The sequence below is a fragment of the Longimicrobium sp. genome (assembly GCF_036280135.1).
Taxonomy (GTDB): Bacteria; Gemmatimonadota; Gemmatimonadetes; order Longimicrobiales; family Longimicrobiaceae; genus Longimicrobium.
This window is the reverse complement of record NZ_DASURI010000604.1, coordinates 1-10511: the sequence shown is the minus strand read 5'-3', so window position 1 is coordinate 10511 and position 10511 is coordinate 1. Positions and strand designations below refer to the sequence as shown.

Annotated in this window: 10 protein-coding genes and 1 pseudogene; 6 read left to right on the top strand and 5 right to left on the bottom strand. The window is 70.3% G+C overall.

The annotated features are described in order from the left end of the window. Both VFZ20_RS19545 and VFZ20_RS19540 read right to left on the bottom strand, forming a co-directional pair. Positions 1 to 364 (bottom strand): annotated as a pseudogene (locus tag VFZ20_RS19545) (hypothetical protein); the annotation flags it as partial. A 592-nt stretch (positions 365 to 956) separates the two neighbouring features. Next, positions 957 to 1628 carry a uracil-DNA glycosylase gene (locus tag VFZ20_RS19540; protein ID WP_329685615.1) on the bottom strand — a complete coding sequence of 224 codons (672 nt, stop codon included), beginning with the start codon at positions 1626 to 1628 and terminating at the stop codon, positions 957 to 959. 262 nt (positions 1629 to 1890) lie between these two features. Here VFZ20_RS19540 and VFZ20_RS19535 point away from each other — a divergent pair, with 262 nt between their 5' ends. Both VFZ20_RS19535 and bioB read left to right on the top strand, forming a co-directional pair. Next, a complete protein-coding gene (locus VFZ20_RS19535; protein ID WP_329685614.1) occupies positions 1891 to 2604 on the top strand; it encodes a hypothetical protein in 714 nt (237 codons plus the stop codon). A 475-nt stretch (positions 2605 to 3079) separates the two neighbouring features. Then, positions 3080 to 4156, top strand: a complete 1077-nt coding sequence (bioB, locus tag VFZ20_RS19530) for a biotin synthase BioB (RefSeq protein WP_329685613.1) — start codon at positions 3080 to 3082, stop codon at positions 4154 to 4156. A 227-nt stretch (positions 4157 to 4383) separates the two neighbouring features. Here the strand turns inward: bioB and VFZ20_RS19525 are convergent, their stop codons facing one another. Next, positions 4384 to 5502 carry an N-acetylmuramoyl-L-alanine amidase gene (locus VFZ20_RS19525; RefSeq protein WP_329685612.1) on the bottom strand — a complete coding sequence of 373 codons (1119 nt, stop codon included), beginning with the start codon at positions 5500 to 5502 and terminating at the stop codon, positions 4384 to 4386. 281 nt (positions 5503 to 5783) lie between these two features. Continuing rightward, on the bottom strand, positions 5784 to 6017 hold the full coding sequence (locus VFZ20_RS19520; protein ID WP_329685611.1) for a hypothetical protein: 234 nt from the start codon (positions 6015 to 6017) through the stop codon (positions 5784 to 5786). Between the two features lie 198 nt (positions 6018 to 6215). Here VFZ20_RS19520 and VFZ20_RS19515 point away from each other — a divergent pair, with 198 nt between their 5' ends. The 4 genes from VFZ20_RS19515 (at position 6216) to VFZ20_RS19500 (ending at position 9843) form a co-directional block, all read left to right on the top strand. Next, entirely contained in the window at positions 6216 to 7013 is a 798-nt protein-coding gene (locus tag VFZ20_RS19515; RefSeq protein ID WP_329685610.1) for a phosphatase PAP2 family protein, read from the top strand. Between the two features lie 114 nt (positions 7014 to 7127). Continuing rightward, positions 7128 to 7946 carry a DUF72 domain-containing protein gene (locus tag VFZ20_RS19510; protein WP_329685609.1) on the top strand — a complete coding sequence of 273 codons (819 nt, stop codon included), beginning with the start codon at positions 7128 to 7130 and terminating at the stop codon, positions 7944 to 7946. A gap of 513 nt (positions 7947 to 8459) precedes the next feature. Next, a complete protein-coding gene (locus VFZ20_RS19505; protein WP_329685608.1) occupies positions 8460 to 9332 on the top strand; it encodes an SDR family oxidoreductase in 873 nt (290 codons plus the stop codon). 166 nt (positions 9333 to 9498) lie between these two features. After that, on the top strand, positions 9499 to 9843 hold the full coding sequence (locus VFZ20_RS19500; RefSeq protein WP_329685607.1) for an antitoxin Xre/MbcA/ParS toxin-binding domain-containing protein: 345 nt from the start codon (positions 9499 to 9501) through the stop codon (positions 9841 to 9843). Positions 9844 to 9909: 66 nt separating this feature from the next. Here VFZ20_RS19500 and VFZ20_RS19495 read toward each other — a convergent pair whose 3' ends face one another. Beyond that, positions 9910 to 10437: a hypothetical protein gene (locus VFZ20_RS19495; protein WP_329685606.1), complete on the bottom strand. Its 528-nt coding sequence runs from the start codon at positions 10435 to 10437 to the stop codon at positions 9910 to 9912. Positions 10438 to 10511: the final 74 nt, after the last annotated feature.

The window sequence follows — 10511 nt, the reverse complement described above, 5'->3', positions numbered from 1 at the left end:
GCTTGTAGTCGTCCTCGTTCACCGGGGGCATGCCCGGCGGCTCCGGCGTGATCACCCGGGGTGCCTCGGTGGGCGCGTCCAGCTGCAGCACCTCGCCCGGGACCGGCTCGGGCGTGTCGGGCTCGACGGGCTGCTCCTCGGCGGGCGGCGGAGGCGTGGGCTCCTCGGGCTGTACCTCGGGCGTAGCCGGCTCGATGGGCAGCGGCGGCAGGTCGAACTCCGCGCGCACGTGCTCCACCGGCTTGGGATCGTGCGCGGCGGCGTACACGGCGCCGCCCAGCAGGAGAATGTGCGCGGCGATGGATGCGACCACCGTCGTGGGGCTGATGACGCGGCGCTTTTGACCGTTCAGGACCTTGAACATCGGCTTTCCTCCTGCTGCGGGGTCAGCGGCCTCACGGCCGGTGGGGTGCTGCGGGGGCGCCGGCGGAGGCGAGCGTACGGCGGCCCTGTGCCATCCTACGTCCGCTGCCGGGCGGGAGTTCCATGGCTCCCGTGGCGCTTCCACTAAGGCAACGAACGATCGTCCGGGGTTCTGACCGGCGGGCTTGGGGAGGGAGGGTGCGGGGCAGGGAGGCGGGTCGTGGACGGCCGGCGGAACTGCGGGGGATAGGGACAGGTACCGGGGACAGCCGGCAACGGCGGGAGCCGTGAGAGGATTGAGGTTCTTTGATGCGGACGTCGGCCCCTCGCCGGAGCGGCGAAAGCCGCCGCTCGGACAGCGGTAAGCCCCGTCTCGCGCTGACGCGCGATGCGAACGGGGCTTCAACCGACCGGATGTAGAGCTCGCGCGCGAATCCATGCGCTTGGGCTCCGCCGCACGCTCGGTACTCGCCCGCGCCGGACCCGTCGGCGCAGGCCGACATCACGCTTTCGGTGCCGCGACTTCAGTCGCCGGGGGCGCGGGGCCGGCCATCGTGCTCGCAGACGGTTCCGCTGTCATCCCATGATCCGCATCATAGATTCGGGATGCACCAGTCGATGGGCGCCTTGCCGAGCCGTTCGAGCTCGCGGTTGATGGTGCTGAACGGCTTGCTTCCAAAGAACCCGCGCCGGGCCGACAGCGGCGACGGATGCGCCGACTTGTGCACGTAGTGCGGCGCGCCGATCAGCGCCTCCTTCCTGGCCGCGTACCCGCCCCACAGCACGAACACAACCGGGTCGTCCCGCTGCGCCAAGGCCCGGATCACCGCGTCCGTGAACGTCTCCCATCCCTTGCCCTTGTGCGAGTTGGGCTCCCCGTCCCGCACGGTCAAGACGGCGTTCAGCAGCAAAACCCCTTGATCTGCCCAGTGAAACAGGCAACCATGATTGGGAACGGGACAGCCCATCTCGTCCCGCAGCTCCTTGAAGATGTTCACCAGCGACGGCGGCGGACGCACGCCGGGGCGCACGGAGAACGCCAGCCCGTGCGCCTGCCCCGGTCCGTGATAGGGATCCTGCCCCAGGATCATCACCTTCACCCGCTCATACGGCGTGCGCTCCAGCGCCGTGAATACCTCGTCCTCGGGCGGATACACGGCCGCGCGGGTGCGCTCCTCGTCCACGAACGCGCGCAGCTTGCGAAAGTACGGCTGCTCCAGCTCGGCGCCCACGTGCGCCTGCCATGACGGGGAAAGCTGCTTCATCGGCGGATGCGGATCAGGGGAAACTCGGCCCGGTGGCTGAGAAGTATACGGCGAGCGCGGCCATGCAAGCCGGGGACCGCGGCTGATTCGGTGGATGCGGATCAGGAGGGGCGGCGGAGAGGCCGGGAGCAGATGTTCCGACATTCCGGATGCAATTTGGGCAAAAGCACGTCGATCCGCGCCGCCGGCGGAACGTGGAACCTGGCGGCGGGTCGGGATGGTAGAGTGATGCGTACCTGACTGGATTCCCCGGGAGGAACGTATGATCAAGCCGAATGTGCGGGCGTCGTTCGGACGGCGCGAGGCGGAGCTGCTCACGTCGCTGGCCGGTCCCGGCGGCGAGGCGCGCCTGCGCGAGCAGGGGCTGGATGCGCTGCTGGACGAGCCCGCGGTGCTGCGGGCGCTGGTGCGGGGCGGGCCCATCAGCACGGCGCCGGCGCCGCTGGTGTTCTACGTGATGGTGCGGCACGCGCTCATGCAGCGCGAGATCCACGACCGCCAGCTCGCCGACTACACGGCGGCCATGCTGCTGGAGTTCGCCATGGCCGGCAAGGCGCACCGCGTGGACGGCGGCGAGGGCGAGCCCTTCTTCTACCTGGCCGACATCCTGGCCGCCCTGGAGCGGGCCCGCGGCGAGCGAGAGTTCCTGCTGCGCGTGCACCTGGGCAACTTCGCGCTCTGGCTGGGCGGCATCTTTCCCGACTTCATCACGCATCGGGTGCAGCGCCGGGGCGCCCCGCCGCTGTCGTACTACGACGAGCTGGGCGCGGCGGGGTATCGCATGGCCGCCGGCAGCGACCTGGCCCTGCGCCACGGCTTGGGCGACCTGCTGCTGAACGCCGCGGACCGTTTTCGCGACGTCCGCTCCGCGCTCAACTCCCTGAGCGACACCCTTTTCTTCCCCTACTCGCGCGACGCCGTGGAGCGCCTGCTGCGCCAGGTGAGCGACGACTTCCAGCGCCACTTCGGGGGGTGAGGGGAGAGGGGACTCGTGCGCGGAAAGCGAGTTCTTCGCGCGAGCTGAGCGCCCCCCATCCCCGACCCTTCCCCCATAAACGGCATGGGGGAAGGGAGAAATTCGTGTGGATCGGGGTGGCTCGCGCCGATAGCCGTCCGCCTCTCTCCCGGCCTCTCCCCGCTCGTTCCTCGCGGAGAGAGGAGAACCCATCCCCAGCGTGGGCTGGAGTTCGCGCGCTGAACTCGCCCTCTCGCCACCCCTCCCCCGAAGTTGGGGGAGGGGTCGACCGTCGTTGCGAGGAACGAGCAAAAAGGCGGTCGGGGGAGAGGGCCCTCCCGTCGTGCAGCGACGGGAGCCTCCTTCCTCTCTGCTGTGATCCCGTGCTCCCGCACTAACGCACTAACGCACTAACGCACTCCTCCGTCCCCCTCGCACTTTCGCCCGCGTCCGGGTAACTTGGCGGCCGGCAACCCAAACCCGAGACGTGATCCCGATGTCCCTGTCTGCGCTCCCCGACTGGAACGCCCTGGCCGACCGCGCACTCGCGGGCGAGCTCATCTCGCGCGACGAGGCGCACGCCGTGCTCCGCGCGCCCGACACGGCGCTGCTGGAGCAGCTCGCGGCCGCGTACCGCGTGCGGCGGCACTACTTCGGCAACCGCGTGCGGCTGCACTTTCTGCTCAACGCGCAGAGCGGCCTGTGCCCCGAGGACTGCAACTACTGCTCGCAGAGCAAGATCTCGGCGGCGGAGATCGACAAGTATCCGCTCATGGCCCAGGAAAAGATCCTGGCCGCCGCCGACCGCGCCGCGGCGCTCAAGGCCGGCACGTTCTGCATGGTGATCAGCGGCCGCGCGCCGGGCGAGCGCGTGTTCAACAAGGTGCTCGAGGCCGTGCACGCCATCCGCGAGCGGCACGACCTCAAGATCTGCGCGTGCCTGGGCCTGCTCACCGAGGAGCACGCCATCCGCCTCAAGGAGGCCGGCGTCACGCAGGTGAACCACAACCTCAACACGTCCGAGGCGCACACGCCCAACATCGTCAGCACGCACACCTTTGCCGACCGGCGCGCCACGGTGGAGCAGGTCAAGGCCGTGGGCCTCAAGACGTGCTCCGGCGGCATCGTGGGCATGGGCGAGACGGACGACGACGTGATCGACCTCGCGCTCAGCCTCCGCGAGCTGGAGGTGAAGAGCGTGCCGGTGAACTTCCTGATCCCCATCCCCGGCACGCCCATGGCGGAGCAGGCGCGTGACCTGGACCCGCGCCGCTGCCTGCGCATCCTCACGCTCTACCGGTTCCTGCTGCCCACGCAGGAGCTGCGGATCAGCGGCGGGCGCGAGGTGCACCTGCGCAGCATGCAGGTGATGGGGCTGTACGCCGCGAACTCCATCTTCATCGGCGACTACCTGACGACGCCCGGCCAGGCCGCCCGCGCCGACCTGGAGATGATCCGCGACGCCGGCTTCGTGCTGGAGTCGCCGGACGGCGAGGCGCTGGAGGGCGATCCGCTGGACGGCGTCCCCGCCACCTTCCGCGGCGAGGCGCTGCCCGTGCTGGCGATGGCGTAGGGTCCTCACCCGCGGGCCCTCACCCGCTCGTTCCTCGCGTCCCTCTCCCACAAACTGCGTGGGAGAGGGCGTAAACTTAGAACATGGCCCGCGCACCGGAGCAGGCTCCCAGCCTCGCCGGGCGCTGAACCACGCCATCCCACACGAAAGCCCGTAGAAGTATACACCCCCTCCCGCGCAGTTTGCGGGAGGGGGTGGACGAGCCTGAGCGAGGCCGGGGGAGGGCCTTACGTCTCCGCCGGCTGGCCGATGCCGCTCACGGGGATCACCGACGGCTGCAGGAACCGCGCGGCCACCCATCCCACGATGCCGCTTCGGCCGTTGGCGGCGCCCTGCACGGCCACGCGCTTCCAGTCGCCCTGGTCCTGCAGGCCTTCCACGATGGTCCCCGCCGGCAGCGGGCTGCCGGGAACGGGCGCGTCGCCGGCGCTGGGGCCGCCGCGGATGTTGAGCGACGTCGACACCGTGAAGAGCGCGGCGGGCGCGGGCTCCAGGAACTGCGCGCTGGCCCAGCCGCTCACGCCGCCTTCCGTCGTCACCTGCCGCCAGCCGTCCTGCTCACGCCCGGCGCGGACGAACGTCCCCGCCGCCAGCGGGCTGCCCGCCACGGTGGGATTGGACGCGCCCGGTCCGCTGCGCACGTTGAGCGTCGTCTTCACGCGAAAGCGCGCGGTGGCGGGAGCCGTGCCGTCGGCCGGCGGGGGCGTCGGAGTGACGACGGGCGCCGCGCCGCCGGCCATGGCCGCCGCCCGAAAGCCGGCCATGTCGAACGCGGGCCCCGGGTCCTGCTTGCGGCCCGGCGAGATGTCGTCGTGGCCGATCACGTCTTCCAGCCCGTACGTCTTCACCAGCAGCGCGGCCAGCTCCAGCGCCACGTCCAGCTGCTTTTGCGGATACCGCGGCCACCCGCCCTTGGGCTTGCCAAACTTGTGCGTGGCGACGACCACTTCGCTGTCGGGGATGGACTGGCCCTTGAACTTCCACTTGCCCGGGCCCGCGTTGCCCAGGAAGCCAAAGCCGTCCAGCTCGATGCCGATGGAGTGGCCGTTGAGGAACTTGACGCCTTTCCACTCGCTCTCGCCCGCGTGCCACGAGCGGATGTTGAACGGCACCATCTGCGTGATGCGGCCGTCCTTGCCGATTACGATGTGCGCCGACGCCCCGGCCTCGGGGTTGGCCAGCCAGTCGATGGACTCGCTGGCGCTGCCGCCGGCCGTATAGTGCATCACCAGCCAGCGGTGCTTTACGGGCGCGTTCTTGTTGCCCTTGAGGCCGCGGTTGGGTGTATCTCGAAACGGGTACGGCGTGCCGTCGTCCTTGACGAGCCGATGATTCACGATCTTCATGCGGGGCTCCCGGATGGATGGGAACGTCAGGTGGGCCGGGACCGGAACGTGGTCCAGGAAACAGGGGGGCGCGGCAACTCACGTTCCGGACGCCGGATGTTTTTGCGCGGTCCGTATCTGATTGCTATTGATGAGTTTGCGCGGGATGATGGCCGTTGTTTGACGTCGGCGGGATGGGACGGGTGTGTCCCATCCGGGACGCGAGCGCCACGAGGAGGACGGATGCGCGAAAGGCCCCGGAGCGTGTGCTCCGGGGCCTTTTCGTCCGCCGACCCGATGGGTCAGTAGCCCGTGGTGCTGCTGGACGAGCCGCTGCGGTCGCTGCCCAGCCACTGGATGGCCTTGTAGATCAGCCACACCACCAGCACGAGCGGAAGCACGCGCCACAGGAGGAAGCCGCCCAGGAGGAAGGCGATGCCGAGCACGCTCGCGATCACCTTGAGCGCCACGATGGCCAGGATGACGACCACGACCCACTTGATGACCGTCTCGAAATTGCTGTTGCTGCTGCTCATGGGAAACTCCCTTGCGAGACCCGGTTTGATTGACGTCGGCGGTGACGTGGGAGGCCGTACGGGCGGATGCGCGGCGGAGTTTCACGGCAGTTCGTCGTCGTGCTGACGGGGACGCGGTCCCGGTCTTGCCCACCGGCATGAACCCTGGACAGACCCTCGAAGCGAGGGGTGCGGAACGATCCGAATCGAAGTGACTGCGTGAGCACGGATGCTGAGCTGCGCCCGGAGCGCGGCGGCCCGCTGGGGCAGTTCCCCATGGGGCAGATCCCTCCGGGGCGATGGGTGATGTGGGAAGGGATGCGCCTGTCCGCCGTGCGCCTGCGCGACGGGTGGCGCGCGCAGCCGGCGCCCGCGCGCCGCGCGTGGCTCATCATCGTGGGCGTGGGGCTCGTGGTGTGCGCAGCGCTGGCGCTGCTGGCGTGCGCGTGGGCGCGCGGGATGGCGGAGTCCGGCGCGCTCGCGTGGGAGGCGGACGCGCTGCGGGCGTTCGAGCGCGGCAAGCTGAGCTTTTCGTCCGCCATCTTCCTGGAGCCGCTGGGCAACGCGCTTCTGCTGCTGCCCATCCTGTTCGGCGTGGGGTCCGTGGCCGTGTGGAGCGGCCGCCCCCTGCGCGCGCTGACGGTGATCGGCTCGTTCTTCCTGGCGGACGTGGTCGTGGGCCTCGGCTGGCTCACGTGGAACCGTCCGCGCCCGGACCTGATCGCGGGCGGCGTGGCGGCGCCGGGGCTGCACTCGTTTCCGTCCGGGCACGTGGCGCAGGCCGCGGCGTCGTACGGCATCGTCATCTACCTGTGGATGATGAACACGCGGTCGGGCCTGGAGCGCGTGTTCGCCGTGCTGTGCTGGATCGGGCTCGTGAGCGCCGTGTGTGCCGCGCGGCTGCGGATGGGCGCGCACTGGCCCACGGACGTGGTCGCGGGCGCCGTGATCGGCACGGCGTGGCTCACGGTGAGCATCATCGCCCTGCGCCGCGCCGAGGCCCTCGGCGGCCGCTGATCTCGTCCACTTCGTCTTGCGCGCGTCGGTTTCGGGCGTATCCTATCGGGGATGCGCCCGTTCGCGTTGTGGCGGGTCGCGAACGGAATCACGTCCCTCATCCACCGAGATCACATGCCCGGACGCGTTCTCATCGGCACGCAGGGATGGAACTACAACGCGTGGGTGGGGCCGTTCTATCCGCCGGGAACGCGGCCGGCGGAGTTCCTGTCGATGTACGCGCGGGCGTTTCGCGGCGTGGAGGTGGATTCCACGTTCTACGCCATCCCCGCGGCCAAGGTGGTGCGCGGCTGGGCGGAGCGCACGCCGGCGGAGTTCACGTTCGCGCTCAAGCTGCCGCAGGAGATCACGCACGAGCGCCGCCTGCGCGACGCGGACGACGTGGTGGCCGAGTTCCTGGACCGCGCGCGCGAGCTGGGGCCCAAGCTGGGGCCCATCCTGGTGCAGATGGGGCCCGATTTCGCCCCGGACGAGATGCCGGCCCTGGAGCGCTTCATCCCGCGGCTGCCGCGCGACGTGCGCTTTGCGCTGGAGGTGCGGCAGAGCCGGTGGATGCGGCCCGAGATCCTGCCCAGCCTGCTCGCGCTGCTGGCGGAGCACGGCGTGGCGCTGGCCCTGAGCGACGGAAAGTGGATTCCGCGAGAGACCATGACGGAGCTGGCGGAGCGGCCCACGGCGGACTTTCACTACGTGCGGTGGATGGGTCCCAACCGCGACATCGTGGACTACTCGCACCTGCAGTTCGACCGCTCGGACGAGATTCGCTCGTGGTCCGACGTGCTCAAGCGCGCGGCGCTCACGACGGACGTGTACGGCTTCTTCAACAATCACTTCGCCGGCCACAGCCCCGCCAACGCCCGCGAGATGCAGACGCTGCTGGGCGAGCGCCCCGTGGACCCGTCCACCCTCGGCGAGCAGATCTCGCTCTTCTGACCCGCCGCGTCCGCCGTTTCCGTCGCGATGTGGTGCCCGCCCTGACCCGCCGCGTCCGCCGCAAAGCGGCGTCATCCTGAGGGGCCCTCGCGGACCTCGTCCGTGCGGGGTGCGTGTGGCCCCGAAGGATCTTGTATGCGAAACGTGAGGCCGGCTCCGGTGCATGAGCCCGGCCTCACGCTTTGCGGGCAAGATCCTTCGTCGCCGCCGTGGACCACGCCCAGGGCAAGATCACGCGGCGGCTCCTCAGGGTGACGCGTTCGGGAGACGGGAGGGAGGGGACGCACCAAGGGTGCGGCGCGGGAGCTCCTCTTGGATGACGCTCTCGCGGTCGCATCGACCGGCTCGATCCTGTAGGCGCTTTCCCGACGCCCGCGTCCGGCTTCGTGCGGTATCCGCCGCCGAACGACGCGGGCGTTGCCCTATCATCGCCGGTCATCCGCGCGCCTAACTTGCCGCCCGAACACGCCGCCGGCCGCGGCGCACGATCTCTCCACCAACAGGGCAGGGCGGATGATGGGACGAGTGCTGGTCGCGGGCGCGACGGGGCAGCTGGGGCGGCAGGTGGCCGGCGAGCTGAGGCGGCGCGGCTGGAACGTGCGCGCGCTGACCCGCGACCCCGCGCGCCTGGCGGCGCTGGGCCTGCCCGCGGAGGCGGCCCTGCGCGGCGACCTGCGCGATGCCGCGTCGCTGCGGCCCGCCTGCGCGGGGGCGGACGCCGTCGTCTCGTGCGCCGGCGCGTCCATGCGCCTGGGTGGGCTGGGCGACCGGCGCGGATTCATGGAGGTGGACTGGGCCGGCAACCGCGCCCTGCTGGACGCCGCGCGGGCCGCGGGCGTGCGGCGGTTCGTCTACGTCTCCGTGTTCGGCGCGGAGCGGCTGCGCGGCACGGTGTACGTGGACGCGCACGAGCGGTTCGTGGATGCGCTCGCCGCGTCGGGGATGGACTACGCGGTCGTCCGGCCGACGGGCTTCTTCTCGTTCATGGGCGAGCTGGTGCGGATGGCCGCGAAGGGCCGCGGCGCCGTGATCGGCGACGGCGGCGCGCGCACCAACCCCGTCCACGAGACCGACGTGGCCGCCGCCTGCGCCGACGCGCTCGCGGGGACGGAGCGGCGGATCGACGTCGGCGGGCCGGACACGTTCACCCGCCGCGAGCTGGCGGAGCTGGCCTTTCGCGCCGTGGGCCGGGCGCCGCGGATCATGGCCGTGCCGCCGGGCGCCTTTCGCGCCGTCGCCGCGCTGACGCGTCCGATCAACCCGCGCATCGCGGCGCTGCTGGAGTTCGGCACGGAGGTGAGCCTGGTGGACTGCGTGGCCCCTACGCGCGGCACGCGGCGCCTGGAGGACCACTTTCGCGCGGTGGCGGCGGAGGTCCGGCGATAAGGGACTGGAGGGATTGATCGAACAGCCGCTCGTTTCTGCCTGATTCGCAGCCCACGATCCGAGACGGAGATGAGCGATGAGCGTACTTCCGATCGTAGACCGGCTAGGCGGAGTCAACGTTGTCGGTGACCTTCGATCCGATCTGGATCTGACCCGAGCGCGAGCGGTGCAGCACGGCTTCTCAATCGAAGCGGTGGATGCACTGTTTGCGCTCGGGGACGCGACTCCGGAGGAATTACATTTGCTCGTCGGCGATCCCGACGCGCTCGTGTTTCACGAGCGGAAGGATGAAGCGCTCTCTCCTGCTGAATCCGATCGGCTCGCTCGTGTCGCGCGGGTGATCGACCTCTCGGAGACAGTATTCGGAAAACGTGAAAAGGCACGCCGCTGGCTGCGGAAGGCGAATCACGGTCTGGGGGGACACGTCCCCTGGAGTTTGCTTCGGACAGAGGTTGGCGGGCGCATCGTGGAACGAGCGCTGACCGGGCTGGCACACGGCGTAATCGCTTGAATCCCAGCACGTAAACACGAAGGGCGTCCCAGCACGGGGCGCCCTTCGCGTCTCATCCGCCGATCGTCAGCCCCAGAACTTCCACCAGGGGCGCCTGGCGGGCGCGGGAGGCGAGAGCGTCGGGAGTGCCTCGAGAAAGGTGGCGCCAGCCCGCTCGTATTCGCGCACGACCGCATCCAGGTCCGTTTGGAGGTCCAGCAGGCGCTCCCGCTGCGGATCGTACGTGCGCCAGCCGTTCGCCCGCTCCATCTGCACAAGACAGCGCCACGCCTGCTCCCACGCGGCGCGCACCTCCGCGCCGGTGTGCCCATACGCGAGGTGCAGGAAGGCCGTGTCGTGGAACACCACGATCTGCAGGCCGGAGTCGTCGTCGGGCGGGGCGAGCTCGATCCACGCGTCACCCGGCTCTTCGCCGTGCGCCTGCGCCTGGAGCGCGGGCTCGGCGGCCGCGAGTGCGTCGGCAGTGGCGCGCATCCGATCACGCCAGTCGGGAGGCGCATCTTCGGCCGGCACCTCGCCTTCGAAGGCGGCGCGGGCGAAGGCCAGCGGATCATCGGTCGGGGGCGGGGCGAAGAGGAAGAGGTCGTAGCTCATGGGCTCGCAGGCGCGGGAAGGGGACGCGGCGGAGCGCTTCGCAGGGAGCGGAGATATGGATCGGGCGGAGAGTT